Raw genomic sequence first — 25,504 nt, forward strand, 5'->3', positions numbered from 1 at the left:
TTCCAGGATTTACCGCCATGCCTGCCATGTTGTCCCCTGCCAATACCGACCATCACAAAGTCGTCATCGTCGGTGCCGGTGCCGCTGGTATCGCCACCGCTTCCAGCCTGGTCAGCCGTGACCCGTCGCTGGACGTTGCCTTGATCGACCCTGCCGACGTGCATTACTACCAACCCGGCTGGACCATGGTCGGTGCCGGTGTGTTCACGGCACCGAGTACCGCCCGCACCATGGCCTCGACCATCCCGCGCGGTGTGCGCTGGGTCAAGGCGCGGGTGCAGGGTTTCGACCCTCTGGGCCAGCTGGTCATCCTTGAGGACGGCCGCGCCATCAGCTACGAACAGCTGGTGGTCTGCCCCGGGCTCACGCTGGACTGGGCGGCCATCGATGGGCTCAGCGAAACCCTGGGCCGCAACGGTGTCACCTCCAACTACCGCTACGACCTCGCGCCCTACACCTGGGAGCTGGTACAGAAACTCAAGCAAGGCCGCGCCGTGTTCAGCCAGCCGCCCATGCCGATCAAATGTGCTGGCGCGCCGCAAAAGGCGCTGTACCTGTCTTGCGACCACTGGTTGCGCAACGGCCATCTTGGTGCGGTGAAAGCCAGCTTCTTCAATGCCGGTGCAGTCTTGTTCGGTGTGGCGGACTATGTGCCCGCGCTGATGAAGTACATCGAAAAATACGCGGTAGACCTCAATTTCTCCCACCGACTGGTCGCCGTGGATGGCCCGAACAAGCGCGTCACCTTCGTGCGCACCCCGCCCGATGGCAGCAGCGAAACGCGCATCGAGGCTTTTGACATGCTGCACGTGGTACCGCCACAAGTGGCGCCGGCGTTTATTCGCGAAAGCCCGCTGGCCGATAATGGCGGCTGGGTCGATGTCGACCCGCATACCCTGCGCCATCGCAAGTACACCAATATCCATGCCCTGGGTGACGTGGCCAATACCAGCAATGCCAAGACCGCCGCAGCGGCCCGCAAGCAGGCGCCGGTAGTGGCCAACAATGTGCTGGTGGCACTGGGCCGGCTGCCCACCCTCGCCCAGTACGATGGCTATGGTTCGTGCCCGCTGACGGTAGAGCGCGGCAAGATCGTCCTGGCCGAGTTCACCTATGGCGGCAAACTGGCACCGAGCTTTCCCAGTTGGTTGCTGGATGGCCGCAAGCCGACGCGACTGGCCTGGTTGCTCAAGGCGCAGGCGCTGCCGCCGCTGTACTGGCAAGGCATGCTCAAGGGCCGCGAGTGGCTGGCGCGCCCGCAGCTGGTAGCTGAGGGTGGGCAGTGATCGAACATCAATTGTTGGGGGCGGGCCTGGGCGCGATCATCGGTGCGGTGCTGGCGTTGACCGGCGCCGGCGGTGGCATTCTTGCTGTGCCCTTGCTGGTGTTCGGCCTGGGGCTGTCGATGGTCGAGGCTGCACCGGTCGGCCTGTTGGCCGTAGGCATGGCGGCGGCGGTTGGCGCAGTGCTGGGACTGCGTCAGGGGTTGGTGCGTTATCGGGCGGCGCTTTTTATCGCGCTGATCGGCGTAGCAGCGGCGCCGTTCGGGCTGATGCTGGCGCACCGCTTGCCGAATACACCTTTGCAGTTGGTGTTTGCCGGGGTGCTGGTGTACGCCTGCCTGCGTATCTGGCGTAAGGCGGCCAGGGAACTGCGCGGTGAGGCCAATGACGCCCATCGCTATATCGAACCCTGTGTGCTGAACCCGTTGCAAGGCCGCTTGCGCTGGACCCTGCCCTGCGCACGCGCCTTGGCATTCACCGGTGCCTTGTCCGGGCTGCTGTCGGGTTTGCTCGGGGTTGGCGGTGGTTTTGTCATCATCCCGGCCCTGAACCGATATACCAACCTGCGCATGGCCAGCATCGTGTCCACCTCGCTGGCGGTGATCGCACTGGTGTCCACCGGCAGTGTGGTCAGCGCCAGCTTGGCGGGTGTCATGCATTGGCAGGTCGGAGCCCCGTTCGCATCAGGCGCGGTGCTCGGCCTGCTGCTAGCGCGGCCATTGGCGGCCAAGCTGGCCGGGCCGCGTTTGCAGCAGATGTTTGCGGTGGCCGGTTGGACCGCGGCATTGCTGCTGGCTGGCAAGGCGCTATTGGGCTAGCAGCGCGTCCTGTTCTGCCGCGCACAGCGCCAGCAGGTAGTCCCACACCACCCGCAGGCGCACTGACTTGTGCAGCTCGCGGCGGGTGCAGATCCAGTAGCTGCGCTGGATGGTCTCGCCAGGCAGTACGCGCACCAGCGTCGGGTCGTCGTGAGCCATGTAGTTGGGCAGTACGGCGATGCCCAGCCCGGCGCGGGCGGCAGCCTGTTGGGCAATGACGCTGGTACTGCGAAACACCACGGTCGGTGCCCGGCAGAAACTGTTGAGAAACAGCAGCTCCTGGCTGAACAGCAGGTCGTCGACGTAGCCGATCCAGTTGTGCCGGGCCAGGTCTTCGCGGTTGCGCAACGGCGGTGCTTGGTCCAGGTAGCCCTGGCTGGCGTAGAGCGCCAGGCGGTAGTCGGTGAGCTTGCGGGTTATCAACAGGTCGGCGTTGGGGCGTTCCAGGTGAATGCTGATCTCCGCTTCGCGGTTGAGGATGCTGACAAAGCGCGGCACCGCCACCAGTTCCACCTCCAGGCCCGGGTATCGCTCGAACAACGCGTTCATGCGTGGGGTGAAGAACATGATGCCGATGCCTTCGGTCACCCCCAGGCGAATTTTGCCCAACGGGGTGATGGCCTGGGTGATTTCTTCCTGCGCCAACAGCGCGACGTTTTCCATGGCTTCTGCATGCTTGAGCAGGGCCTGGCCTGAGGGCGTCAGCTCGTAGCCCTGGGCATGCTGCACGAACAGCGCAGTGCCCAGGCTTTGCTCGATGCTCTCGATGTGCCGGGCCACGGTGCTGTGGGTTGTGTTGAGGCGCTTTGCGGCGGTAAGCAGGCGGCCGCTGCGCTGCAACTCGAGGAAAAACCGCAGATCGTTCCAGTCGAACATGCTGATCCTTTTTGGCAGTTCGTTCCGGCCTCTTCGCGGGCATGCCCGCTCCCACAGGTACAGAGAACATCCTGAAGGCAACGAGATCCCTGTGGGAGCGGGCGAGCCCGCGAAGAGGTCGGTCCAGGCTTACCCCTGTGCTAAAACGCACAACGGCTGCGCGAAATCTCGTGTTTCACTCACGAAATTACTCACTAAGATGGATCGGGACAAGAATAAAAAACAGGCGCGAGGTTGCACATGCCATCAGCCGATTCTGTCTTCGACTACGTGGTCGTAGGGGCCGGTCCCGCCGGTTGCCTGCTGGCCAACCGTTTGTCCGCCGACCCATCCTGCCGCGTTTTGCTGCTGGAAGCAGGTGGCCGCGACAACTATCCCTGGATTCACATCCCCGTCGGCTATCTCTATTGCATCGGCAACCCGCGCACTGACTGGTGCTTCAAGACCGAGGCGCAGCCAGGCCTGGGGGGGCGCGCACTGGGCTACCCACGCGGCAAGGTGCTCGGTGGCTGTTCTTCAATCAACGGCATGATCTACATGCGTGGCCAGGCGGCGGACTATGAACGCTGGGCCGAGCAAGGCAATGACGGCTGGGCCTGGAAGGACGTGCTGCCGCTGTTCAAGGCCAGCGAAAACCACTTCGCCGGCGCCAGTGAGCACCACGGCGGCGATGGCGAATGGCGGGTCGAGCGCCAGCGCTACAGCTGGCCGATCCTCGATGCTTTCCGTGATGCCGCCGAGCAAAGCGGCATCGGCAAGGTCGACGACTTCAACACCGGCGACAACCAGGGCTGTGGATACTTTCAGGTCAACCAGCGCAGCGGCGTACGCTGGAACGCCTCCAAAGCTTTCCTGAGGCCGATAAAGGGCCGCGCCAACCTCACTGTGCTGACCGGCGTTCAGGTTGACCAGGTACTGCTCAACAACACCCGGGCGCGGGCCGTGAAAGCATTTTGGCAAGGCGCCTGGCACGAGTTTGCGTCGCGTCGCGAAATCATCCTCTGCGCCGGCGCTGTTGGTTCACCCGGTATTCTGCAACGCTCCGGCATCGGTCCGCGCCAGCTGCTGGAAAGCCTGGGCATTGGTGTACGCCACGATATGCCGGGCGTTGGTGGCAACCTTCAGGACCACCTGCAACTGCGCCTGATCTACCAGATCCGCAATACCCGCACCTTGAACCAGATGGCCAATAGCCTCTGGGGCAAGATGGGCATGGGCCTGCGCTACATCTATGACCGCAGCGGCCCGCTGGCCATGGCGCCGAGCCAGCTGGGCGCGTTCGTGCGCTCGGGCCCGGAACAGGCCACAGCCAACCTGCAGTATCACGTACAGCCGCTGTCACTGGAGCGCTTCGGTGAGCCGCTGCACCCGTTCCCGGCCTTTACCGCATCGGTGTGCAACCTGCGCCCGGTAAGCCGCGGGCGTATCGATATCAGCAGCACCGACATGAACAGCACGCCGCTGATCGACCCCAACTACCTCAGCGACCCACAGGACCTGCGCGTGGCCGCCGATGCCATCCGCCTCACCCGGCGCATCGTGCAGGCCCCTGCCCTTGCAGCGTTCGACCCCAAGGAATACCTGCCAGGCCCAGCCCTGCAAACCGAGCAAGAGCTGTTTGAGGCAGCCGGCAAGATTGGCACCACCATCTTCCACCCGGTGGGTACCTGCCGCATGGGCAGCGGTGCCCTGGACGTTGTGGATAACCAGCTGCGCGTACACGGCATCCCCGGTTTGCGCGTGGCCGATGCCTCGATCATGCCGCAGATCACCTCCGGTAATACCTGTTCACCGACCCTGATGATCGCCGAGAAGGCGGCGCAATTGATCCTCAAAGGAGCTGCTACCCAGACCTACTTGAACGAAGACGCGATACCGACCCCCTGACCCGGGTGCGTGCAACACCGGCGGCTCGCGGTCAGAAGCCGCCGACAGTGGAACAAAAAGAATAATCACTGTGGCCTGCGGGCCGAGGACAGCAACGATGTCGGATTACATCCAGGAACAGGATGCGGTGGCCAGCAGCCCCAGCCGCCGTGAAGAACGCAAGATCATTTTCGCGTCATCCCTCGGGACGGTTTTCGAGTGGTATGACTTTTTTCTCTATGGAGCGCTGGCTGCTGTCATCAGCAAGCAGTTCTTTGCTGGCGTGAACGACACCACCGCCTTCATCTTTGCCCTCATGGCCTTTGCCGCCGGCTTCCTGGTGCGGCCGTTCGGTGCATTGGTGTTCGGCCGCCTGGGCGACATGATCGGGCGCAAGTACACCTTCCTGGTCACCATCGTGCTGATGGGCCTGTCCACATTCGCTGTGGGGCTGTTGCCCACCTATGCCAGCATCGGCATAGCCGCACCGATCATCCTGGTGATCCTGCGCATGCTGCAGGGTCTGGCGCTGGGTGGTGAGTACGGCGGTGCTGCCACCTATGTGGCCGAGCATGCGCCCCAGGGCAAACGGGGCTTCTACACCGGTTTCATCCAGTCCACCGCCACCCTTGGCCTGTTGCTGTCGCTGCTGGTGGTGCTGGGCAGCCGCTACATCAGTGGCGACCAGTTCGAAACCTGGGGCTGGCGCTTGCCGTTCCTGCTGTCGATAGTGCTGCTGGCCATCTCCACCTGGATCCGGATGAGCATGCACGAGTCGCCGGCCTTCGTGAAAATGAAGGCCCAGGGAAAGGTCAGCAAGTCGCCGATCCGTGAGTCGTTCACCTCCTGGCCAAACCTGAAAGTGGTGCTTACCGCGCTGTTCAGCATCAACGCCGGGCAAGCGGTGACGTTCTACACGGCGCAGTTCTACGTGCTGTTCTTCATGACCCAGATGCTGAAAATGGACCCGGCCCAGGCCAACACCCTGCTGATCATCAGTGTGGTGATTGGTGCGCCGTTCTTCGTGTTCTTCGGCTGGTTATCGGACCGCATTGGCCGCAAGCCGATCCTGATGCTCGGCCTGCTGCTTGCCACGGTGCTGTACTTCCCGCTATTCAAGGCGCTGAGCCACTACGCAAACCCTCAGATCGACGCCGCCAGCCGGCAGGCGCCGATCGTGGTCACCGCCGACCCGCAAAGCTGTACCTTCCAGTTCGACCCGGTGGGCAAAGCGCGTTTCGACAGCCCGTGCGACAAGGTCAAGACGTTCCTGGTCAAGCAGGGCCTGCCGTACAGCTCGGTAAGCGTGGCCGGCAGCGATGTAGTGGTCAATATTGGTGAAAAGACCATCAATGGCTACGACGAAGCGGCCATGCGCAGCGCAGTGGAGCAGGCTGGCTACCCGGCCAAGGCTGACCCAGGGCAGGTCAACCAGGTCATGGTGGTGGTGCTGATCGTGGCGATGATCCTGATCGCTACCATGACCTATGGCCCGCTGGCAGCCGTGATGGTCGAACTTTTCCCGACACGCATCCGCTACACCTCGATGTCCCTGCCCTACCATATTGGCAATGGCTGGTTCGGCGGCTTCCTGCCAACCGTGTCGTTCGCGCTGGTGGTGTATACCGGGGATATCTTCTACGGGCTGTGGTACCCGGTGCTGGTGACCGGGATCAGTTTGGTCGTGGGGATTTTCTGCCTTAAAGAGACCAAAGACGTGGATCTCGACAAGGTCTGAGGCTGTTCACAGGGCACAAAAAAACCGGCTGTAAAAGCCGGTTTTTTTATGCCCCAAAAAAACTTATGCACGATTTTAAGAAAAATGTCACACGTAGAAATAAACAGCTAATTCAACGACTTAGCGTTCACTTCAAGCATTTGATCGAAAAACTGCTCACAAGTTATCCACAGATCATCAAGCGGTCTGCTGTTGGGTTTTTTCATCGGCTGGGGGCAGCGAACCCAAGGCCCGTTGGGTGGCTTCGTTCCACGCCGCTGCGCGGTCGTTGAGCTCGGCGATGGCACGTGGCCCGGTGCCATTGGCGTACATCGGCTCGCCAATCACCACTTCGATGGTACCGGCACGCTTGCCCCAACCGGTCTTCGGCCAGAACTTGCCGGCATTGTGGGCAATCGGCAGCACCGGCAGCCCGGCATTCACGGCCAGCGCAGTACCGCCGCGGGAGAACTTGCCCACGGTGCCGTACGGCACGCGGGTGCCTTCCGGAAAGATCAGCACCCAAGTCTTCTGCTTGAGCAGCTCGTCGCCTTTGCTTGCCACCTGGCGCAACGCTTCCTTTGGGTTGTCGCGGTTGATCGCGATCGGCCGCAGCATGGCCATGGCCCAACCGAAGAACGGCACGTACAGCAGTTCACGCTTGAGCACCTGGCTCAGCGGCGAAAAGTACTGGGAAAGGAAGAACGTTTCCCAGGTGCTCTGGTGGTTGGACAGGATCACGCAGGGCTCATTCGGCACGTTCTCGGCGCCGGTGACCTTGTAGTCGATGCCGAGAATGGTGCGCACCAGGAACAGCGCGCAGCGACACCAGTACACGTTGATGAACCTGTAGCGCTTGGGGAACGACAGGAACGGCGCGATGAAGAAGCTCAGCGAGCACCACAGCAGCGAACTGGTGCCCAGCAGCAGGTAAAAAAGAAAGATTCTGATCGCCTGCAGGATCGACATAGTGGCTTGTACCATTGCGGGGCATGCCCGCCTGAGAAAAATGCGCCCGAGGGCGCACCGTTTAAATTAGTTCTCTGGCGATAGCTGCCAGATCGTCGAAAATCAGTGTAGTTTCAGGGACACCTTTTTCCAGGGTCCGCTCGCCCTTGCCGGTTTTTACCAACACGGGTTGTGCACCGACGGCCAGGGCGGCCTCCAGGTCACCTTTGCTGTCGCCGACGAACCAGACGCCTTGCAGGGCGACCCGGTAATGCTCGGCAATCGCCACCAGCATGCCAGGCTTTGGCTTGCGGCAATCGCAGCCTTCGTCCGGCCCGTGCGGGCAATACACGATATGGCCCACCTCGCCCCCCTGCTCCGCCACCAGCTCGCGCAGGCGTGCGTGCATGGCTTCCAGGGTTGCCAGTGTGTAATAGCCACGGGCAATGCCGGACTGGTTGGTGGCCACGGCCACCGTCCAGCCCGCTTTGCTCAACTGCGCGATGGCCTCGACCGAGCCAGGGATCGGCACCCATTCTTCCAGCGTCTTGATGTAGGCGTCGGAGTCATGGTTGATGACCCCGTCACGGTCGAGAATCAGCAGTTTCAAGGCTTACCCCAGCAGCGAAATGTCGGCCACGCCCAGGAACAGGCCGCGCAGGCGGCTGAGCAGGGCATAACGGTTGGCGCGTACCTTGGCGTCTTCAGCGTTGACCATCACCGCCTCGAAGAAGGCGTCGACCGGGTCACGCAGGGCCGCCAGGCGGGCCAGCGATTCACTGTACTGGCGTGCAGCAGCCATCGGTTGCACGGCCTGGTCGGCCTGCTGGATGGCCGAGTACAGCGAGAACTCGTTGGCGTTGTCGAAGTACTTTGGCTCGACCTGTTCGGCGATGGCGCCTTCGGCCTTGCTCAGCAGGTTCGATACACGCTTGTTCACCGCGGCCAAAGCTTCGGCTTCCGGCAGCTTGCGGAACGCCTGCACAGCTTGCACACGCTGGTCGAAGTCCAGGGCCGAGCCCGGCTGCAGGGCGCGCACCGACAGGTAGGTGGCCACGTCGATGCCTTCGTCTTCGTAACGCGCACGCAGGCGGTCGAAGATGAACTCCAGCACTTGCTCGGCCAGGCCGGCGGCCTTGACCTTGGCGCCGAACTGCTTGACTGCGAACTCGACCGCACCGGTCAGGTTCAGGTCCAGCTGCTTCTCGATCAGAATGCGCAGCACGCCCAAGGCAGCACGGCGCAGGGCGTACGGGTCCTTGCTACCTGTGGGCAGCATGCCGATGCCGAAGATGCCAACCAGGGTGTCGAGTTTGTCGGCGATGGCCACAGCAGCACCGGTGAGGGTCTGCGGCAGCTCGGCGCCAGCACCGCGCGGCATGTACTGCTCGTTCAGGGCCAGGGCGACGTCCTGCGGCTCACCGTCGTTGAGCGCGTAGTAGTAACCGGCAACACCCTGCATTTCAGGGAACTCGCCGACCATCTCGGTGGCCAGGTCGCACTTGGACAGCAGGCCGGCACGGCCGGCGCGCTGGGCGTCGCCGCCGATCAGCGGGGCAATGAACGCAGCCAGTCTGGAAACACGCTCGGCCTTGTCGTACACAGTGCCCAGCTGAGCCTGGAACACCACGTTTTTCAGGCGCTCGTTGAAGGTTTCCAGCGGTTGCTTCTTGTCCTGCTTGAAGAAGAACTCTGCGTCGGTCAGGCGCGGGCGCACGACCTTCTCGTTGCCTTGCACGATCTGCTTCGGGTCGCGGCTCTCGACGTTGGCCACGGTGATGAAGCGCGGCAGCAGCTTGCCTTCGCTGTCCAGCAGGCAGAAGTACTTCTGGTTGTCCTGCATGGTGGTGATCAGGGCTTCCTGTGGCACTTCAAGGAAACGCTCCTCGAACGAGCACACCAGCGGCACTGGCCACTCGACCAGGGCAGTCACTTCGTCCAGCAGCGCAGGCGGCACGATGGCGGTGCCTTCCTGCTGCATGGCCAGCTCGGCAGTACGCTTGCTGATCAGCTCGCGGCGCTCGGCGAAGTCGGCCAGCACGTAGGCTTTGCGCAGGTCTTCGACGTAGTTGGCCGGGGTGGTGATGACGACGTTTTCCGGGTGGTGGAAGCGGTGGCCACGGGATTCACGGCCGGCCTTCTGCGACAGGATGGTGCAGTCGACCACCTGGTCGCCCAGCAGCATCACCAGCCATTGCGTCGGGCGCACGAACTCTTCACGGCTGGCCGCCCAGCGCATGCGCTTGGGAATCGGCAGGTCGTTGAGCGAATCTTCGACGATGGTTGGCAGCAGGCCGACGGTGGACTTGCCCGGGATATGCTGGGAGAAGCGCAGCTTGGCGCCGCTCTGATCGATTTCCGACAGATCTACACCGCATTTCTTGGCAAAGCCAAGAGCAGCCTGGGTCGGCTCGCCGTCTTTGAAAGCAGCCTGCAGGGGCGGGCCGTCGATATTGATGCTGCGGTCAGGCTGCTGCACGTCCAGCTGGCGGATCAGCACGGCCAGGCGGCGCGGCGCAGCGTACACCTGCTTGCCGGTGTAGTTCAGGCCAGCGGCCTGCAGGCCTTTCTCGATGCCGGCCAGGAAGGCGTCGCCGAGGGTGGCCAGGGCTTTGGGTGGCAGCTCTTCGGTGCCCAGTTCTACCAGGAAATCTTGAGCACTCATTGTGCAGCCTCCAGCTTAGCCAACACTTCGTCACGCAGTTCAGGGGTGGCCATCGGGAAGCCCAGGCGTGCGCGGGCTTGCAGATAGCTTTGCGCCACGTCCCGGGCCAGGGTACGTACACGCAGGATGTAACGCTGGCGCTCGGTTACCGAGATGGCGCGGCGCGCGTCCAGCAGGTTGAAGGTGTGCGAGGCCTTCAGGACCATTTCGTAGGTCGGCAACGGCAGATCCAGCTTGATCAGGCGGTTGGCTTCGCTTTCGTAGAAGTCGAACAGTTCGAACAGCTTGTCGACGTTGGCGTGTTCGAAGTTGTAGGTCGACTGCTCCACTTCGTTCTGGTGGAACACGTCACCGTAGGTGACCTTGCCGAACGGGCCGTCGGCCCACACCAGGTCGTACACCGAATCAACGCCCTGGATGTACATGGCCAGGCGCTCCAGGCCGTAGGTGATTTCACCGGTGACCGGGTAGCACTCGATACCGCCTACCTGCTGGAAGTAGGTGAACTGGGTAACTTCCATGCCGTTCAGCCAGATTTCCCAGCCCAGGCCCCAGGCGCCGAGGGTCGGCGATTCCCAGTTGTCTTCGACGAAGCGGATGTCGTGCACCAGCGGGTCCAGGCCGATGGCTTTCAGCGAGCCGAGGTACAGCTCCTGGAAGTTGGCCGGGTTGGGCTTGAGCACTACCTGGAACTGGTAGTAGTGCTGCAGGCGGTTTGGGTTTTCGCCATACCGCCCGTCGGCAGGGCGACGGCTAGGCTGCACGTAGGCGGCGTTCCAGGTTTCTGGGCCGACGGCGCGCAGGAACGTGGCGGTATGGAAAGTGCCGGCGCCTACTTCCATATCGTAGGGCTGAAGCACCACACAACCTTGAGCTGCCCAGTAGTTCTGCAGGGCGAGGATCAGGTCTTGGAAGGTACGCACGGCTGGCGTAGGCTGGCTCACGAAATTCACCTGTATCTGGGGATGCGGATGTAAAGAGCGGGAGTATAACCTGATTCGCCTCGCCCTCTACTCATTGGAGCCTTATGCCACGCTGCTTTTGGTGTACCGACGATCCGTTGTACCAGGCCTACCACGACCAGGAATGGGGAACGCCACAGCGTGACCCGGCGTTGCTCTTCGAGATGCTTTTGCTCGAAGGGTTCCAGGCCGGGCTGTCGTGGATAACCGTTTTGCGCAAACGCGAGCGTTATCGCCAGGTGATGTACGGCTTCGACCCGGTGAAACTGGCGGCCATGAGCGACGAACGCATCGAAGAACTGATGCAGGATGCCGGCATCATCCGCAACCGCCTCAAGCTCAAGGCTGCCCGGCGCAATGCCCAGGCGTGGCTGGCTGTGGATAACCCGGCCGAATGGTTGTGGTCGTTCGTCGACGGTGCGCCGAAGGTCAACCATTTCACAGGCCGCAGCGATGTGCCGGCGGTTACCGATGAAGCCAAGGCCATGAGCAAGGCCCTGCAGAAAGCCGGGTTCACCTTTGTCGGCCCGACCATCTGCTACGCCTTCATGCAGGCCACCGGCATGGTCATGGACCACACCACCGATTGCGATCGCTACGCCGCCTTGTTGCGCTGAGGGGTTACAATGCGCGCCTTGCTGAAATAAGGAATTCGCCTGTGGAAAAGTTCAAGGGCGCCCTGATGGTCGGGGTGCTGCGCCTGTTTGCCAAGCTGCCCTGGGGCGCTGTGCAGCGCGTCGGCGCGGGTATTGGCTGGCTGATGTGGAAGGTCCCCAACGGTTCGCGCAATGTGGTGCGAATCAACCTGGCCAAGTGTTTCCCGGAGATGGACCCGGTTGCCCGTGAGCAGCTGGTTGGCCAAGCGCTGCGGGATATCGGCAAATCCTTTGTCGAAAGTGCCTGTGCCTGGATCTGGCCGCCGCAGCGTTCGCTGGAGCTGGTCAAGGAAGTGCACGGCCTGGAAGTGCTGGAGCAGGCCCTGGCCTCGGGCAAGGGCGTGGTGGGTATCACCAGCCACCTGGGTAACTGGGAAGTGCTGAACCACTTCTACTGCAACCAGTGCAAACCGATCATCTTCTACCGCCCGCCTAAGCTCAAAGCGGTGGATGACCTGTTGCGCGAGCAGCGCGTGCAGATGGGCAACCGCGTGGCGCCTTCGACCAAGGAAGGCATTCTCAGCGTGATAAAGGAAGTGCGTCGCGGTGGCCAGGTGGGTATTCCAGCCGACCCGGAGCCGGCCGAATCGGCAGGGGTGTTTGTGCCGTTCCTGGGCACCCAGGCGCTGACCAGCAAGTTCGTGCCGAACATGTTGGCGGGTGGCAAGGCGGTGGGGGTATTCCTGCATGCGCTGCGGCTGCCGGATGGTTCGGGCTTTCGGGTGATTCTGGAAGCAGCGCCAGAAGCGATGTACAGCACCGATGTGACCGAGTCGGCGGCGGCGATGAGCAAGGTGGTCGAGCGCTATGTGCGCGAGTACCCGAGCCAGTACATGTGGAGCATGAAGCGCTTCAAGAAGCGCCCGGCTGGCGAGCCGCGCTGGTACTGAGATTTCAGGGGGGGCGCTTTGCGCCCCTTTCGCCGGCAAGCCAGCTCCCACCTTGACCGTGCCGGCCCGAGCTCATGCTTTCGGCTTAGACAAGCTCTGGCTTGTACAAGGCCCATGGGCTTGCTCGGCCCCGTGGGAGCTGGCTTGCCGGCGATGGGCTGCAAAGCAGCCCCGGCAATCTCAGGCCTTGTTGAGTTTCTTCAGGAACACAGTCATCTCTTTCTCGGCCTGTTTGTCCCCATGGGCCTGTGCCGCCACGATCCCGTCTTCCCAGGCCTTGCGCGCCGCTGCCAGGTCACCCTGCAATTGATGCGCCTTGCCCAGCAGCTTCCACGCCGCGGAATACTTGGGATCCTGCTCCACACACCGTGCCAGGTGCACCGCCGCTTCAGCGCCGTTGCCTTCATCCAGCCAGGCCTTGCCCAAGCCAAACCTCAGCAGCGGGTTATCCACACCCTTGGCCAGCATCTTCTCCAGCGATTCGCGCATGCCTTCTTCTCCTAGAAGAAACTCAAGCCGACGTGGAACAGCTTCTCCACATCCCGGATTTGTTTTTTATCCACAACGAACAGGATCACATGGTCCCCCGATTCGATCACGGTGGCGTCGTGGGCGATCATCACCTCTTCGTCGCGGATGATGGCGCCGATGGTGGTACCCGGTGGCAGGGCGATGTCTTCGATGGCCTTGCCCACAACCTTGCTCGACTTCGAATCCCCGTGCGCCACTGCCTCGATGGCCTCGGCCGCACCACGGCGCAGCGAGTGCACGCTGACAATGTCGCCCCGGCGCACGTGCGCAAGCAGGGTGCCGATGGTGGCCAGCTGCGGGCTGATGGCGATGTCGATATCACCGCCCTGCACCAGGTCGACATAGGCCGGGTTGTTGATGATGGTCATTACCTTGCCTGCGCCCAGGCGCTTGGCCAGCAGCGACGACATGATGTTGGCTTCGTCATCGTTGGTCAGGGCCAGGAAGATGTCGGCGTCGGCGATGTTCTCTTCGAGCATCAGGTCCTTGTCCGAGGCGCTGCCCTGCAGCACCACAGTGCTTTCCAGGGTATCGGAGAGGTGCCGGCAGCGGGCCGGGTTCATCTCGATGATCTTCACCTGGTAGCGGCTCTCGATGGCTTCGGCCAGGCGCTCGCCGATCTGCCCACCGCCGGCGATGACGATGCGCTTGTTGGTCTCGTCGATGCGGCGCAGCTCGCCCATCACGGCGCGGATGTCCTTCTTGGCGGCGATGAAGAACACTTCGTCGTCAGCTTCGATCACGGTGTCGCCACGCGGGGTGATCGGCCGGTCGCGGCGGAAGATGGCCGCCACGCGGGTGTCGACGTTGGGCATGTGCGCACGGATCTGGCGCAGTTGCTGGCCGACCAGCGGGCCGCCGTAGTAGGCCTTCACCGCTACCAGCTGGGCCTTGCCTTCGGCGAAGTCGATCACCTGCAGCGAGCCTGGGTGCTCGATCAGGCGCTTGATGTAGTTGGTCACCACCTGCTCGGGGCTGATCAGTACATCGACCGGGATATGGTCGTTGTCGAACAACTCTTCGCGGGTGAGGTAAGCCGACTCGCGCACCCGGGCGATTTTGGTCGGGGTGTGGAACAGCGAATAGGCCACCTGGCAGGCGACCATGTTGGTTTCGTCGCTGTTGGTCACTGCCACCAGCATGTCGGCGTCATCGGCACCGGCCTGACGCAGCACCGTCGGCAGCGAGCCACGGCCCTGCACGGTGCGGATGTCCAGGCGGTCACCGAGGTCGCGCAAGCGCTCGCCATCGGTGTCGACCACGGTGATGTCGTTCGCTTCGCTGGCCAGATGCTCTGCCAGCGTACCGCCTACCTGGCCTGCGCCGAGGATGATGATCTTCATCCGCTACTCCCTACCGTTTGTATTTATCCGCGAGAGGCGGCGATCTTGATCAGCTTGGCATAGTAGAAGCCGTCGTGGCCGCCTTCCTGGGCCAGCAACTGGCGGCCGTGGGGCTGGCGCAAGCCGGCCTCGGTGGCCAGGTCCAGCTCACGGGCGCCTGGGGTGCGGGCAAGGAAGGCGCCTACCACTTCGGTGTTCTCGGTCGGCAGGCTGGAGCAGGTGGCGTACAGCAGCATGCCGCCTACTTCCAGGGTCGGCCACAGGGCGTCAAGCAGCTCGCCTTGCAGCGCTGCCAGTGCCGGGATGTCGTCGGCCTGGCGGGTCAGCTTGATGTCCGGGTGGCGGCGGATCACGCCGGTGGCCGAACACGGCGCGTCGAGCAGGATGCGCTGGAACGGCTTGCCGTCCCACCAGCTGGCGGTGTCGCGGGCATCGCAGGCGATCAGCTCGGCGTCCAGTTGCAGGCGGTCGAGGTTCTCGCGCACGCGGGTCAGGCGCTTGGCTTCGAGGTCGATGGCCACCATCTGCGCCAGGCCGGCTTCGGCCTCCAGCAGGTGGCAGGTTTTGCCACCCGGGGCGCAACAGGCGTCCAGCACGCGCTGGCCAGGGGCCAGTTCGAGCAGGTCGGCGGACAGCTGCGCGGCTTCGTCCTGCACGCTCACCCAGCCCTCGGCAAAGCCTGGCAGGCCGCGCACGTCGCAGGCCTCGGCCAGCACGATGCCGTCACGGCTGTACTGGCAGGCGCTGGCGCCAATGCCCGCTTCGGCCAGCAGTGCCAGGTAGGCATCGCGGCTGTGGTGACGGCGGTTGACCCGCAGAATCATCGGCGGGTGGGCGTTGTTGGCGGCGCAAATGGCTTCCCACTGCTCCGGCCAGAAGGCTTTCAGCGCCTTCTGCAGCCAGCGCGGGTGGGCAGTGCGTACCACTGGGTCGCGCTCCATGCCGGCGAGCAGTTCTTCGCCTTCGCGCTGGGCGCGGCGCAGCACGGCATTGAGCAGGCCCTTGGCCCACGGCTTTTTCAGCTTGTCGGCACAGCCCACGGTTTCGCCGATGGCGGCGTGGGCCGGAATGCGGGTGTAGAACAACTGGTACAGGCCGACCAGCAGCAGCGCCTGCACATCGGCGTCGGCCGCCTTGAAAGGCTTTTGCAGCAGTTGCGCGGCCAGCAGGTCGAGGCGCGGCTGCCAGCGTGCGGTGCCGAACGCCAGGTCCTGGGTCAGGCCACGGTCGCGCTCATCAACCTTGTCCAGTTGTGCCGGCAGCGAGCTGTTCAGCGAGGCCTTGCCACTGAGCACAGCGGCAAGTGCACGGGCGGCGGCGAGACGTGGGTTCATTGGCCCAGCACCTTGCCGACGGCGAACTTCTCGCGGCGGCTGTTGAACAGGTCGCTGAAGTTAAGCGCCTTGCCGCCGGGCAATTGCAGGCGGGTCAGGCTCAGCGCCTGATCACCGCAGGCAACGACCAGCCCGTCCTTGCTGGCGGACAGGATTTCGCCCGGGGCGCCCTGGCCTGTGGACAAGTTGGCGGCCAGCACCTTCACGCTTTCACCATCGAGGGTGCTGTGGCACACCGGCCACGGGTTGAAGGCGCGGATCAGGCGCTCCAGCTCAACCGCCGGGCGGCTCCAGTCGATGCGCGCCTCGTCCTTGTTCAGCTTGTGTGCGTAGGTGGCCAGGGCATCGTCCTGCACTTCACCGTGCAGCGACCCGTCGGCCAGGCCGGCGATGGCCTGTACCACGGCGGGCGGGCCCATTTCGGCCAGGCGGTCGTGCAAGGTGCCGCCGGTGTCATCGGCGTTGATGGGGGTGACTACCTTGAGCAGCATCGGGCCGGTATCCAGGCCAGCTTCCATGCGCATCACGGTTACGCCGCTCTCGGCGTCGCCGGCTTCCACGGCGCGCTGGATCGGCGCCGCACCGCGCCAGCGTGGCAGCAGGGAGGCGTGGCTGTTGATGCAGCCCAGGCGCGGGATATCCAGCACTGCCTGCGGCAGGATCAGGCCGTAGGCGACCACCACCATCAGGTCCGGCTTCAGCGCGGCCAGTTCGGCCTGTGCATCGGCGTTGCGCAGGGTCTGCGGCTGGAACACCGGGATGTCGTGGGCGACGGCCAGTGCCTTGACCGCACTTGGCATCAGCTTCTGGCCACGGCCGGCCGGGCGGTCGGGCTGGGTGTAGACGGCCACGATCTCGTAAGGGCTGTCGAGCAGGGCCTTGAGGTGTTCGGCGGCAAACTCTGGAGTGCCTGCAAAGACGATGCGCATGGAGTTCTCGCTTCAAAATAGAAAAAGGCTTGCCGGAGCAAGCCTTCTGGAAGGTAGGGATCAGGCTTGCTGGCGGTGCTGCTTTTCCAGCTTCTTCTTGATCCGGTCGCGCTTGAGCTGCGACAGGTAGTCAACGAACAGCTTGCCGTTGAGGTGATCGAATTCGTGCTGCACGCACACCGCCAGCAGGCCTTCGCATTCCAGCTCGTAAGGCTTGCCGTCGCGGTCCTGGGCCTTGACCCGCACACGCAGCGGGCGGTCTACGTTCTCGTAGAAGCCGGGCACCGACAGGCAGCCTTCCTGGTACTGGCCCATGTCGTGGGTCAGTTCTTCGACCGTGGGGTTGATGAAGACGCGCGGCTCGCTGCGGTCTTCGCTGAGGTCCATGACCACGACCTGCAGGTGCACGTTGACCTGGGTGGCGGCCAGGCCGATACCAGGGGCTTCGTACATGGTTTCAAACATGTCGTCGATCAGCTGACGCAGGGCGTCGTCGAACTCCGTCACCGGTTTGGCGATAGTGCGCAGGCGCGGGTCCGGGAATTCGAGAATGTTCAAGATGGCCATAAGGTCAGGCAGTCACTGTGCGTTCGGTTGAAAACTGAGCACACATAATAAAGGGAAACGGGGATTTCGGCACCTGGCAAGCTCGTCTAGGGTGTCTATGGGCTTGATAGCCCCCAGCCAATGGACAGGTTTTCAAAGTGTTACTCACAGAGTTATCCACAGGTTGTGCCACGTAGATGGCCCAGTTTCGATCAAGGACGATCCCCATGCCCAGTTACCATTCGTCGCTCTGCCCGCCTGCCGAACTGGAGGCGCGATTACGCCTGCATCGCTTGCCCGAGACAGGACTGCGACGTTTTCGCACCTTGCTGGATGCGTTCGGCAGCGCCTCTAGTGCGCTTAGCGCTCCCGGTTCGGCCTGGCGAGCGTTGGGCATCCCCCAAGCCACCATCGATGCCCGGCGCAGTGCCGAGGTACGCGAGGGCGCGCTCGCCGCAATGGCCTGGTTAGAGCGCCCCGGCCAGCATTTGCTGATGTGGGACGGCCCTGGCTACCCAGCGTTGCTGGCAGAAATCGACGATGCCCCGCCGCTGCTTTTCGTTGCCGGCGACCGGGCCTTGCTCGACCGCCCTCAGTTGGCGATTGTGGGCAGCAGACGTGCCACACCCCCGGCGCTCGACACCGCCCGGGCATTTTCCCGCTACCTTGCGCAGGCTGGTTTCACCATTACCAGCGGGCTTGCGGTGGGTGTCGACGGTGCCGCTCATCGGGCCGCGTTGCAGGCCGGTGGGTGCACGATTGCCGTGCTCGGTACGGGGCTGCAAAAACTTTATCCACAGCGCCATCAAGAGCTTGCGCAGGCGATGATCGACAACGGCAGTGCGCTGGTTTCCGAGTATCCGCTGGACGCCGGGCCACTGCCCGGCAACTTCCCACGGCGCAACCGCATCATCAGCGGCTTGTCGCTGGGCGTGCTGGTGGTCGAGGCCAGCTTGGCCAGTGGCTCGCTTATCACTGCGCGCCTGGCGGCCGAGCAAGGCCGCGAGGTGTATGCCATTCCGGGTTCCATTCACCACCCGGGGGCCAAGGGCTGCCACCAGCTGATCCGTGATGGGGCGCTGCTGGTGGAAAGTGTGGAGCAGATCCTGGAAAGCCTGAAGGGTTGGCAGAACCTGCCGCCTGCAGTTGTGGACAGGTTCGACCATCCCCTGCTTGCCCTGCTGCATGCAGCGCCTCAAACCAGCGAAAGCCTCGCACACTGCAGCGAGCTGCCGCTGGCCGAAGTGTTGGCGCAGCTGACCGAGCTGGAGCTGGAAGGCCGGGTAAGCAATGAAGCCGGGCGTTGGTTTGCCCGCGCGGGCTAAGTACACTGCGCACAAGCAAGGTATTCAGGCGGAGAAACAGCAATGGTGAGCAGTTTTCGTGTGCAACAAGCCGCACGTGAGATCCGGGCGGGCGCAGTAATCGCCTACCCGACGGAAGCGGTCTGGGGCCTGGGCTGCGACCCATGGAACGAGGACGCGGTGTATCGTCTGCTGGCGCTGAAATCGCGGCCTGTGGATAAAGGGCTGATTCTGATCGCTGACAACATCCGCCAGTTCGACTTCCTGTTCGAGGACTTCCCCGAAGACTGGATCGACCGCATGGGCAGCACCTGGCCGGGGCCGAATACCTGGCTGGTGCCACACCAGGACCTGCTGCCCGAGTGGGTAACGGGGAAGCATGACACCGTGGCGCTGCGGGTCAGTGACCACCCGGTGGTGCGTGAACTGTGCGCGCTGGTGGGGCCGCTGATTTCCACCTCGTGCAACCCCGGCGGTCGCCCGGCGGCGAAGACCCGGTTGCGGGTGGAGCAGTACTTCCACGGCCAGCTGGACCTGGTGCTTGGCGGGGCGCTGGGCGGGCGGAAGAACCCGAGTGTGATTCGCAACCTGGCAACCGGCGAGGTTGTGCGCCCGGGCTGATACCGCTGGCGAGGGCTTCGCCCTCGATCGCCGGCAAGCCAGCTCCCACAAGTACTGCACATGGCTTGCCGGCGATTGGGCCGCCAACCCCTGCAGATTTTTCTGATTTTGTCTCGAATGGTTGTCCGGTTTGAGGATTGGGAAATATCCTACGCCCCGCGTCCCCTGCCATCACCTGTTCAGTAGGAACCAGTGTCCTTAGGCTCTATCCGTCGCCGAATAACTTGGCGATCGGGTGTGGTAGCCCGGATGCGTTTTTTTTCCATGACAGTCTATGGCGGCTGTGCGTGGGAGGCTTTCGAGCCTGCCTGGATTGGAAAATGCCCGGGTCTACCACCTCGCGTACAGTCGCCACCCATTCACGTGGTAGTGATGGTTGGCGGCCCTGAGGAGCATTTTCCAGTGATGAAGAAACTAGTGCCCGATCCACCCCTACCCCGCACCTCCGCCCGCCCCTTCGGCCGCTGCGACGCCGGCCATGACCCGCTCTTCACCGTCAACCCGAACATTTCCGCCGAGGACGCTCTCGTCCACGTAGCCCTGTACCTGCGCAGCGCCTACGAAACCGGCTACAAAGCCCTGGACTACATGCGCGAAGAGGGCCGTGGCATGTTCTGGTCGAACCTGCATGCGATTGAAATGGCGGAGGGTGTGATTGAGGCAATACTCGATGGCATCGAGTCGACCCCTCCACCGACAAACCGGCCCTCACAGGCATAGCGCAGCTATTGAAGCCGACGCAGTACCTGTGGGAGCGGGCGTGCCCGCGAACACCGGCAGAGCCGGTGCCATCCACCGCGGTGGCTGCTTCGCGGGCATGCCCGCTCCCACAGGGAACGTGTGTGGCTCAGGGGATTAGTACAGTCGACCCCACAGTCCGCCGCGCCGACAGCTCCGCCTGCGCCTTGGCCGCCTCACTCAGCGGATACCGCTGCTGGATATCCACAACCAGCTTGCCACTGTCAATCATCGCAAACAGGTCATCGGCCATGGCCTGGGTGTTCTCGGCATTGTTGGCGTAGGTCGCCAGCGTCGGCCGGGTGACATACAGCGAGCCCTTCTGCGCCAGAATCCCCAGGTTCACGCCGCTCACCGCACCCGAGGCATTGCCAAAGCTCACCATCAACCCACGTGGCTGCAGGCAGTCCAGCGAGGTCAGCCAGGTGTCGGCACCGACGCCGTCATACACCACCGGGCATTTCTTGCCGTCGGTCAGTTCCAGCACGCGCTTGGCTACATCCTCATGGCTGTAGTCGATGGTCGCCCAAGCCCCCAGCGCCTTAGCCCGCTCGGCCTTTTCGGCAGAACTCACGGTACCGATCAGCTTGGCGCCCAAGGCCTTGGCCCACTGGCACGCCAGCGAACCCACGCCGCCAGCCGCCGCGTGGAACAGAATCACATCACCCGGTTTCACCTCATAGGTCTGCTTCAGCAGATACTGCACGGTCAAACCCTTGAGCATCACCGCCGCCGCTTGCTCGAAACTGATGTTGTCGGGCAGCTTGACCAGGTTGGCCTCCGGCAGCGTATGCACTTCGCTGTACGCCCCCAGCGGGCCGCCGGCATGGGCCACGCGGTCGCCGACCTTGAGCCGGGTCACACCCTCGCCCACCGCCTCGACCACGCCCGCAGCTTCAGTACCCAGGCCAGAAGGCAGGGACGGCGGCGCATACAGCCCGCTGCGGAAGTAGGTATCGATGAAGTTCAAGCCGATTGCATGGTTACGCACACGCACCTGCTGTGGGCCGAGCGGGGTCGGGGCGAATTCCACCAGCTGCATTACTTCCGGGCCGCCATGCTGAGTGAACTGGATACGCTTTGCCATCACAAGCTCCTTTAGTTGGATCGAAATCTGTAGATACTAAATAGCAGCCCATTAACACAGTTGCTTGGTTGTAGTCAACTGAGTTTTCTGTCAGTTGTTATAAGAAAAATGAAGGTTCAAGATCTTATTCGCAAGACAACTAATTAAAAGGGAGTTGAAAATGGATATTGAGTATACTATGAGTATGATCCTAGAAAACGGTGAACCTGAGAGGGTGTACCTACCGCAAGAACAATTGAAATACATTTTTGAGCATATGGAAATAGGCACCCATGTTTGGACAACGAATAATTATGATAAAACTGGAAAACTTATTTACAAGGATTTCCGTGGGGAGACAGCTCATCTGCTGATTTCAGTTCCCGACCAAGATTCAAAAAAATCATATTTCTAAATCAACGGCTGTTTTTGCATTGATCTGGAAGTTTGGAAAGGCTACATCTTCTTAATTTCCAGATTTTTTTGTTAGATGCAATGTTTTCGATATATTCACGGCGTAAGAAACTTTAGGCTCTGTACTAAACGCCTTTACACTAGTCATGCTGTGTTGAAAATAGCTCAGGAATACTCATTTACTCCAGTAAAACTCCGCTTCCTCGGCTGTTTTCGTCATGCCTGAGCGGCGTCTCAAGACGTTTCATACAGAGCTTGGGTCGTAATGATCGGATCGGTAAGCATGTACCCATAAGCAAAATGACAGCATTTTGAGTTTAGTGTGCCTCAAGATAACTCAATGCCCTCTTTGCTTGACCATCGTCAACTACGACGCGGCGTCGGCCGGTGTTATGCTACGTGGCGAATTTTCCTCGCTCCTTCCTGGTGACCCGATGACTAGCCGCACCGAGGCCGTGAAAGCCTACCTGCTCGACCTGCAAGACCGCATCTGCTCTGCCCTCGAAACCGAAGACGGCGGTGCCCGTTTCGTCGAGGATGCCTGGGTGCGCGAAGCCGGTGGCGGGGGGCGCACGCGGGTTATCGGTGAGGGCAAAGTGATCGAAAAAGGCGGGGTCAACTTCTCCCATGTGTTTGGTAGCGGCCTGCCGCCGTCGGCCAGTGCCCACCGTCCCGAACTGGCAGGCCGTGGCTTCGAAGCCTTGGGCGTGTCGCTGGTGATCCACCCGCACAACCCGCATGTGCCCACTTCCCACGCCAATGTGCGGTTCTTCATCGCCGAAAAGGAAGGTGAAGAGGCCGTATGGTGGTTCGGCGGCGGTTTCGACCTGACGCCGTACTATGGCAACGAAGAAGACTGCATCCACTGGCACCGCGTGGCCGAACAGGCCTGCGCACCGTTCGGCGCCGACGTGTATCCGCGTTACAAGGCCTGGTGCGACCGCTACTTCCACCTCAAGCACCGTGGCGAGCCACGCGGCATCGGCGGCCTGTTCTTCGACGACCTGAACGAGTGGGACTTCGACACCTGCTTCGCTTTTATCCGCGCCATCGGCGATGCCTTCGTCAACGCCTACCTGCCGATCGTCCAGCGCCGCAAGGACACGCCCTACACCCCGCAGCAGCGCGAGTTCCAGGAATACCGCCGCGGCCGCTACGTGGAGTTCAACCTGGTCTACGACCGTGGCACCCTGTTCGGCCTGCAGTCCGGTGGCCGCACCGAGTCCATCCTCATGTCGCTGCCACCTCAGGTGCGTTGGGGTTACGACTGGAAGGCCGCACCCGGCAGCGAGGAAGCGCGCCTGACCGAGTACTTCCTGCAGGACCGCGACTGGCTTGGCCAGTAAGCTTGTGGATAAACAAGGAGCCGTCATGGACCAGTACGTCGTTTTTGGTAACCCCATCGGCCACAGCAAGTCGCCGCTGATCCACCGCCTGTTCGCCGAGCAGACCGGCCAGGACCTGGAATACGCCACCCTGCTGGCGCCGCTGGACGAGTTCAGCGATTGCGCGCGCGGCTTCTTCAAGCAAGGCAGCGGCGGCAACGTCACCGTGCCGTTCAAGGAAGAGGCCTACCGCCTGTGCGACAGCCTGACCCCGCGTGCCCAGCGCGCTGGCGCAGTGAACACGCTGAGCAAGCTGGCTGATGGCACCCTGCAGGGCGACAACACCGATGGCGCGGGGCTGGTGCGCGACCTGACAGTGAATGCCGGGGTCGAACTGGCTGGCAAACGCATTCTCATCCTCGGTGCCGGTGGCGCCGTGCGTGGCGTGCTGGAGCCTATTCTGGCGCACAAACCGCAGTCGCTTGTGGTTGCCAACCGCACTGTGGAAAAAGCCGAGCAGCTGGCGCGAGAGTTCGATGAGCTGGGGCCGGTGGTGGCCAGCGGGTTTGCCTGGTTGCAGGAGCCGGTGGATGTGATCATCAACGCCACTTCGGCGAGCCTGGCCGGGGAGATGCCGCCGATTGCCGACAGCCTGGTCGAGGCGGGGCGCACGGTTTGCTACGACATGATGTATGGCAAGGAGCCGACGCCGTTTTGCCAGTGGGCTACCAAGCTGGGGGCTGCCAAGGTACTGGATGGGCTGGGGATGCTGGCTGAACAGGCGGCTGAGGCCTTCTTTATCTGGCGTGGGGTGCGGCCTGATACCGCGCCAGTGTTGGCTGAGCTGCGCCGGCAGCTGGCTCGGGGCTGAAATTGTCGGGGCCGCTTTGCGGCCCATTCGCGGCACAAGGCCGCTCCTACAACGCCCGCGCTATCCGGGCTAACGCGATCCCCTGTAGGAGCGGCCTTGTGCCGCGAATGGGCTGCGCAGCAGCCCCAGAATCTCAGCCTCACTCCTCAAACCGGATCGGGCACAACTCCACCCCTTCCAGCTTCTGCAACTCTTCGATCACTTGGGGCCTGGCCCGGTGCAGTGTCAAGCTCCCGCCCAAGCGCCGCAAGCGCCGCGCCTCACGGTGCAACATATCCACACCCGAGTAATCGATAAAATTCACCTGCCGCGCGTCGATCACCACATGTGGCCCCTGGCAGCGCTGCAAGCGCACCTGCAGGTAATGCGCAGCCCCAAAGAATATTGACCCGCCCACCCGTAACACATCCGCGTCTCCTTCACGGCTTTGCTGCACCCGTGGCCGGGAAGTGCGCTTCAAGTAGAAAAACAGTGACGCCAGCACCCCGGCATAGATGGCCGTCTGCAGCTCCAGCAACAACGTCGCCGCCGCCGTCAGTGTCATGACCAGAAACTCCGAGCGGCTGACCCTGAACAGCGCGCGAATCCCCCGATGGTCCACCAACCCCCAGCAGATCAGCAAAATGCTGCCGGCCATGGCCGGGATCGGCAGGTGCGCGATCAGGCCGGCGCCGGTAACGGCAAACAGCGCCACCCACAGAGCCGAGAACACCCCGGCCATCGGTGAACGGGCGCCCGCCTCGTAGCTCAGGCCCGAGCGGGTGAAGGAACCGGCGGACAGGTAGCCGGAGAAAAATGCACCGGCAATGTTCGACAGGCCCTGTGCGCGTATTTCCTGGTCCGGGTCGATCAGTTGTTCTGAACGTGCCGATAACGAGCGGGCAATCGACAGGCTGGTGACCAACCCCAGCATGCCTACCGCAACGGCGCTGGGCAGCAGACGCAACATGAGCTCCACGTCTAGCAAAGGCAGCGGGCTGAAAGGCGGGAGTTGCCCGGTGAACGCTGCCACCCGCGGCACATGGCCAAATAAGCCCGGCAACAGCCAGGCCAGCAAGCTGACCAGCATCAGGCTTATCAACAGGCTCGGCCAGCGCGGGCGCCAGAGCTTGAAGGCCACGCCGATCACTACGGTGGCCAGGCCCAACAGCAAGGAAGGCAGGTCGACCTCCCCTGCATGGCTGGCCAGGTCCTGTACGGTTTTCAGTGCCGTAGCCTGGCTGGGCAGGTCCATGCCCAGCAGGTTGGGCAATTGGCCCAGGGCAATGACGATAGCGGCGCCCAGGGTGAAACCGAGTACTACCGAGTGGGAGACGAAGTTGACCAGCGCGCCAAAGCGCAAAAGCCCGAGCAGCAGCTGGAAGATGCCGCCGAGGAAGGTCAGCAGCAGCACCAGGGTGATGTAATCGGCACTGCCGGCCACGGCCAGCGGGCTGATGCTGGCGTAGAGCACGATGGAGATGGCAGCGGTGGGGCCGCAGATCAGGTGCCAGGACGAACCCCACAGGCAGGCGATCAGCACCGGTACGATGGCGGCGTACAGGCCATATTCGGCAGGCAAGCCGGCGATCAGGGCGTAGGCGATGGATTGTGGCAGGGCGAGGATGGCACCGCTCAGGCCCACCAGCAGGTCCTGGCGCAGGCTGCGGCCCGATTGGCGCGGGAGCCAGGTGAGGAAGGGCAGCAGGTGAATGATGCGATGCATGAGATATTCACATTTCCAAAGGTCCACTGTCCCCTGTGGGAGCGGGTTTACCCGCGAATGCGTCGGTACATGCAATGCAGCATTCGCGGGTGAACC

At 62.7% G+C, this 25,504-nt stretch carries 24 protein-coding genes; 12 read left to right on the top strand and 12 right to left on the bottom strand.

Annotated features, from left to right (window positions below; all coding sequences use genetic code 11):
• The first annotated feature begins 17 nt into the window (after positions 1-17).
• Together PP4_RS00220 and PP4_RS00225 are read left to right on the top strand one after the other, a co-directional pair.
• Complete coding sequence (locus tag PP4_RS00220) at positions 18-1,286, top strand: NAD(P)/FAD-dependent oxidoreductase (protein ID WP_016497356.1); 1,269 nt, start codon at positions 18-20, stop codon at positions 1,284-1,286.
• A complete protein-coding gene (locus PP4_RS00225) occupies positions 1,283-2,101 on the top strand; it encodes a sulfite exporter TauE/SafE family protein (protein ID WP_016497357.1) in 819 nt (272 codons plus the stop codon). Before PP4_RS00220 ends, PP4_RS00225 begins: the two co-directional genes overlap by 4 nt.
• On the opposite strand, the gene PP4_RS00230 is transcribed toward PP4_RS00225, so the two are convergent.
• On the bottom strand, positions 2,090-2,977 hold the full coding sequence (locus PP4_RS00230) for a LysR family transcriptional regulator (protein WP_016497358.1): 888 nt from the start codon (positions 2,975-2,977) through the stop codon (positions 2,090-2,092). The two genes, PP4_RS00225 and PP4_RS00230, sit on opposite strands and share 12 nt — an antisense overlap.
• A 240-nt stretch (positions 2,978-3,217) precedes the next feature.
• Here PP4_RS00230 and PP4_RS00235 point away from each other — a divergent pair, with 240 nt between their 5' ends.
• Entirely contained in the window at positions 3,218-4,864 is a 1,647-nt protein-coding gene (locus tag PP4_RS00235) for a GMC family oxidoreductase (RefSeq protein ID WP_016497359.1), read from the top strand.
• Between the two features lie 97 nt (positions 4,865-4,961).
• On the top strand, positions 4,962-6,581 hold the full coding sequence (locus PP4_RS00240; protein ID WP_016497360.1) for an MFS transporter: 1,620 nt from the start codon (positions 4,962-4,964) through the stop codon (positions 6,579-6,581).
• Positions 6,582-6,758: 177 nt separating this feature from the next.
• Here PP4_RS00240 and PP4_RS00245 read toward each other — a convergent pair whose 3' ends face one another.
• From PP4_RS00245 to glyQ, 4 genes are read right to left on the bottom strand one after another with little or no spacing between them, the layout of a single operon-like run.
• Positions 6,759-7,544, bottom strand: coding sequence for a lysophospholipid acyltransferase family protein (locus tag PP4_RS00245; protein ID WP_019471029.1), 786 nt, complete (start codon positions 7,542-7,544; stop codon positions 6,759-6,761).
• A 46-nt stretch (positions 7,545-7,590) separates the two neighbouring features.
• The gene (gene gmhB / locus PP4_RS00250) at positions 7,591-8,118 is read right to left on the bottom strand and encodes a D-glycero-beta-D-manno-heptose 1,7-bisphosphate 7-phosphatase (protein WP_016497362.1); all 528 of its coding nucleotides are present in this window, start codon (positions 8,116-8,118) and stop codon (positions 7,591-7,593) included.
• A 3-nt stretch (positions 8,119-8,121) separates the two neighbouring features.
• Entirely contained in the window at positions 8,122-10,173 is a 2,052-nt protein-coding gene (gene glyS / locus PP4_RS00255; RefSeq protein WP_016497363.1) for a glycine--tRNA ligase subunit beta, read from the bottom strand.
• Positions 10,170-11,117: a glycine--tRNA ligase subunit alpha gene (gene glyQ, locus PP4_RS00260; protein WP_012269869.1), complete on the bottom strand. Its 948-nt coding sequence runs from the start codon at positions 11,115-11,117 to the stop codon at positions 10,170-10,172. The genes glyS and glyQ overlap by 4 nt, the downstream gene beginning before the upstream one ends.
• Positions 11,118-11,200: 83 nt before the next feature.
• Here glyQ and PP4_RS00265 point away from each other — a divergent pair, with 83 nt between their 5' ends.
• Both PP4_RS00265 and PP4_RS00270 read left to right on the top strand, forming a co-directional pair.
• Positions 11,201-11,752, top strand: a complete 552-nt coding sequence (locus tag PP4_RS00265) for a DNA-3-methyladenine glycosylase I (RefSeq protein ID WP_016497364.1) — start codon at positions 11,201-11,203, stop codon at positions 11,750-11,752.
• A gap of 41 nt (positions 11,753-11,793) precedes the next feature.
• Complete coding sequence (locus tag PP4_RS00270) at positions 11,794-12,681, top strand: lysophospholipid acyltransferase (protein ID WP_016489937.1); 888 nt, start codon at positions 11,794-11,796, stop codon at positions 12,679-12,681.
• Positions 12,682-12,861: 180 nt separating this feature from the next.
• Here PP4_RS00270 and PP4_RS00275 read toward each other — a convergent pair whose 3' ends face one another.
• The 5 genes from PP4_RS00275 to def are packed head-to-tail and all read right to left on the bottom strand — an operon-like array spanning position 12,862 to position 17,385.
• Positions 12,862-13,170: a tetratricopeptide repeat protein gene (locus tag PP4_RS00275; protein ID WP_016497365.1), complete on the bottom strand. Its 309-nt coding sequence runs from the start codon at positions 13,168-13,170 to the stop codon at positions 12,862-12,864.
• Between the two features lie 11 nt (positions 13,171-13,181).
• On the bottom strand, positions 13,182-14,555 hold the full coding sequence (gene trkA / locus PP4_RS00280; RefSeq protein ID WP_016497366.1) for a Trk system potassium transporter TrkA: 1,374 nt from the start codon (positions 14,553-14,555) through the stop codon (positions 13,182-13,184).
• A 23-nt stretch (positions 14,556-14,578) separates the two neighbouring features.
• A complete protein-coding gene (rsmB, locus tag PP4_RS00285) occupies positions 14,579-15,889 on the bottom strand; it encodes a 16S rRNA (cytosine(967)-C(5))-methyltransferase RsmB (protein ID WP_016497367.1) in 1,311 nt (436 codons plus the stop codon).
• Positions 15,886-16,818, bottom strand: coding sequence for a methionyl-tRNA formyltransferase (gene fmt, locus PP4_RS00290; protein WP_016497368.1), 933 nt, complete (start codon positions 16,816-16,818; stop codon positions 15,886-15,888). Before fmt ends, rsmB begins: the two co-directional genes overlap by 4 nt.
• Positions 16,819-16,878: 60 nt before the next feature.
• On the bottom strand, positions 16,879-17,385 hold the full coding sequence (gene def, locus PP4_RS00295) for a peptide deformylase (RefSeq protein WP_016497369.1): 507 nt from the start codon (positions 17,383-17,385) through the stop codon (positions 16,879-16,881).
• A 206-nt stretch (positions 17,386-17,591) separates the two neighbouring features.
• Here def and dprA point away from each other — a divergent pair, with 206 nt between their 5' ends.
• The 3 genes from dprA to PP4_RS00310 all read left to right on the top strand — a co-directional run bounded on the left by dprA (position 17,592) and on the right by PP4_RS00310 (position 20,009).
• Complete coding sequence (gene dprA, locus PP4_RS00300; protein WP_016497370.1) at positions 17,592-18,689, top strand: DNA-processing protein DprA; 1,098 nt, start codon at positions 17,592-17,594, stop codon at positions 18,687-18,689.
• Positions 18,690-18,731: 42 nt separating this feature from the next.
• Positions 18,732-19,289: an L-threonylcarbamoyladenylate synthase gene (locus PP4_RS00305; RefSeq protein ID WP_016497371.1), complete on the top strand. Its 558-nt coding sequence runs from the start codon at positions 18,732-18,734 to the stop codon at positions 19,287-19,289.
• Positions 19,290-19,694: 405 nt separating this feature from the next.
• Complete coding sequence (locus PP4_RS00310; protein WP_016497372.1) at positions 19,695-20,009, top strand: hypothetical protein; 315 nt, start codon at positions 19,695-19,697, stop codon at positions 20,007-20,009.
• Positions 20,010-20,136: 127 nt separating this feature from the next.
• Here PP4_RS00310 and PP4_RS00315 read toward each other — a convergent pair whose 3' ends face one another.
• Entirely contained in the window at positions 20,137-21,114 is a 978-nt protein-coding gene (locus PP4_RS00315; RefSeq protein WP_016497373.1) for an NADPH:quinone reductase, read from the bottom strand.
• Between the two features lie 160 nt (positions 21,115-21,274).
• Here PP4_RS00315 and PP4_RS00320 point away from each other — a divergent pair, with 160 nt between their 5' ends.
• The 3 genes from PP4_RS00320 to aroE all read left to right on the top strand — a co-directional run bounded on the left by PP4_RS00320 (position 21,275) and on the right by aroE (position 23,703).
• Positions 21,275-21,508 (top strand): hypothetical protein, encoded by a 234-nt coding sequence (locus tag PP4_RS00320; protein WP_016497374.1) that lies wholly within the window; start codon positions 21,275-21,277, stop codon positions 21,506-21,508.
• Positions 21,509-21,941: 433 nt separating this feature from the next.
• Positions 21,942-22,853: an oxygen-dependent coproporphyrinogen oxidase gene (hemF, locus tag PP4_RS00325; RefSeq protein WP_016497375.1), complete on the top strand. Its 912-nt coding sequence runs from the start codon at positions 21,942-21,944 to the stop codon at positions 22,851-22,853.
• Between the two features lie 25 nt (positions 22,854-22,878).
• Positions 22,879-23,703 (top strand): shikimate dehydrogenase, encoded by an 825-nt coding sequence (gene aroE / locus PP4_RS00330; RefSeq protein WP_016497376.1) that lies wholly within the window; start codon positions 22,879-22,881, stop codon positions 23,701-23,703.
• Positions 23,704-23,842: 139 nt separating this feature from the next.
• Here the strand turns inward: aroE and PP4_RS00335 are convergent, their stop codons facing one another.
• On the bottom strand, positions 23,843-25,408 hold the full coding sequence (locus PP4_RS00335) for a SulP family inorganic anion transporter (RefSeq protein WP_016497377.1): 1,566 nt from the start codon (positions 25,406-25,408) through the stop codon (positions 23,843-23,845).
• Positions 25,409-25,504 lie beyond the last annotated feature (96 nt).

The organism is Pseudomonas putida NBRC 14164 (genome assembly GCF_000412675.1).
GTDB classification, from domain to species: domain Bacteria; phylum Pseudomonadota; class Gammaproteobacteria; order Pseudomonadales; family Pseudomonadaceae; genus Aquipseudomonas; species Aquipseudomonas putida.

Excerpts from the sequence above, each read along its gene's own strand:
- PP4_RS00220 (WP_016497356.1), top strand. The coding sequence starts at position 18 with ATGCCTGCCATGTTGTCCCCTGCCAATACCGACCATCACAAAGTCGTC.
- PP4_RS00230 (WP_016497358.1), bottom strand. The coding sequence starts at position 2,977 with ATGTTCGACTGGAACGATCTGCGGTTTTTCCTCGAGTTGCAGCGCAGC.
- PP4_RS00235 (WP_016497359.1), top strand. The coding sequence starts at position 3,218 with ATGCCATCAGCCGATTCTGTCTTCGACTACGTGGTCGTAGGGGCCGGT.
- PP4_RS00240 (WP_016497360.1), top strand. The coding sequence starts at position 4,962 with ATGTCGGATTACATCCAGGAACAGGATGCGGTGGCCAGCAGCCCCAGC.
- PP4_RS00245 (WP_019471029.1), bottom strand. The coding sequence starts at position 7,544 with ATGGTACAAGCCACTATGTCGATCCTGCAGGCGATCAGAATCTTTCTT.
- glyS (WP_016497363.1), bottom strand. The coding sequence starts at position 10,173 with ATGAGTGCTCAAGATTTCCTGGTAGAACTGGGCACCGAAGAGCTGCCA.
- PP4_RS00265 (WP_016497364.1), top strand. The coding sequence starts at position 11,201 with ATGCCACGCTGCTTTTGGTGTACCGACGATCCGTTGTACCAGGCCTAC.
- PP4_RS00275 (WP_016497365.1), bottom strand. The coding sequence starts at position 13,170 with ATGCGCGAATCGCTGGAGAAGATGCTGGCCAAGGGTGTGGATAACCCG.
- trkA (WP_016497366.1), bottom strand. The coding sequence starts at position 14,555 with ATGAAGATCATCATCCTCGGCGCAGGCCAGGTAGGCGGTACGCTGGCA.
- rsmB (WP_016497367.1), bottom strand. The coding sequence starts at position 15,889 with ATGAACCCACGTCTCGCCGCCGCCCGTGCACTTGCCGCTGTGCTCAGT.
- fmt (WP_016497368.1), bottom strand. The coding sequence starts at position 16,818 with ATGCGCATCGTCTTTGCAGGCACTCCAGAGTTTGCCGCCGAACACCTC.
- def (WP_016497369.1), bottom strand. The coding sequence starts at position 17,385 with ATGGCCATCTTGAACATTCTCGAATTCCCGGACCCGCGCCTGCGCACT.
- dprA (WP_016497370.1), top strand. The coding sequence starts at position 17,592 with ATGCCCAGTTACCATTCGTCGCTCTGCCCGCCTGCCGAACTGGAGGCG.
- PP4_RS00305 (WP_016497371.1), top strand. The coding sequence starts at position 18,732 with ATGGTGAGCAGTTTTCGTGTGCAACAAGCCGCACGTGAGATCCGGGCG.
- PP4_RS00310 (WP_016497372.1), top strand. The coding sequence starts at position 19,695 with ATGAAGAAACTAGTGCCCGATCCACCCCTACCCCGCACCTCCGCCCGC.
- PP4_RS00315 (WP_016497373.1), bottom strand. The coding sequence starts at position 21,114 with ATGGCAAAGCGTATCCAGTTCACTCAGCATGGCGGCCCGGAAGTAATG.
- PP4_RS00320 (WP_016497374.1), top strand. The coding sequence starts at position 21,275 with ATGGATATTGAGTATACTATGAGTATGATCCTAGAAAACGGTGAACCT.
- hemF (WP_016497375.1), top strand. The coding sequence starts at position 21,942 with ATGACTAGCCGCACCGAGGCCGTGAAAGCCTACCTGCTCGACCTGCAA.
- aroE (WP_016497376.1), top strand. The coding sequence starts at position 22,879 with ATGGACCAGTACGTCGTTTTTGGTAACCCCATCGGCCACAGCAAGTCG.
- PP4_RS00335 (WP_016497377.1), bottom strand. The coding sequence starts at position 25,408 with ATGCATCGCATCATTCACCTGCTGCCCTTCCTCACCTGGCTCCCGCGC.